This window comes from Neisseria sp. P0021.S007, from assembly GCF_051956855.1.
The window spans coordinates 1-682 of sequence record NZ_JBQCXA010000549.1 but is presented as its reverse complement, the minus strand read 5'-3'; the positions used below and the strand labels follow the sequence as shown (position 1 = coordinate 682).

Here is a 682-nt window from a genome sequence, read left to right as displayed (position 1 = left end):
ATATTTATTTATCCAGTCCTCGGCTGACAGGTAAAGATGCAATCAGATATTTCCAAGATAAAGAAAATTTTGGCTTGGGTAATATTACCGATCCCGGTGTAGTTCCGGATTTTAATACATGGTATAGCGTTATGATGAAGCGAGGCATGATTGCAACCTTTTATTTGGACGGTGTTGAAATGAGTCTTTCATTTGACTCGACCGTCAACGACCAAGAAGATTTAGACGACATCAATAAAACATTAAGTTTTAACGAATGGGGGCAGTATATGATGAGGATCTCATTTACGACCGCGCGCTACAGCACCCGAAATGACATATACAACACATTTATCCCTGACGGTTATGATATCGATAAACTTCAAAAAGAAATGGATAAAATCAGCTCCAGCCTGCCGGAATACTGGCAACGCTACCGTGACATCGAATTGGCGAATCGCAAAAAAAAGGAAGCCATGCTGGTTAACAAGGGGTATAAAATCGATGAGGGCTATCAGGATCCTGATTTACTACCTTATTTACAGAAAGAACCCAAGTTTTAAAGGGTTAAGACCTTTGCAAAATTCCCCAAAATCCCCAAAATTCCCACCAAGACATTTAGGGGATTTTGGGGAATTTTGCAAAGGTCTCAATAAAATTAGTGTTATGCTGGGGCTAGGTGTGAAAGTGGACGTAGTTAGAG

General features: G+C 40.2%; 1 pseudogene. It reads left to right on the top strand.

Going from position 1 to position 682, the window contains the following annotated elements:
- Positions 1 to 542 (top strand): annotated as a pseudogene (locus tag ACTHUR_RS14545) (hypothetical protein); the annotation flags it as partial.
- Between the last annotated feature and the right edge of the window lie 140 nt (positions 543 to 682).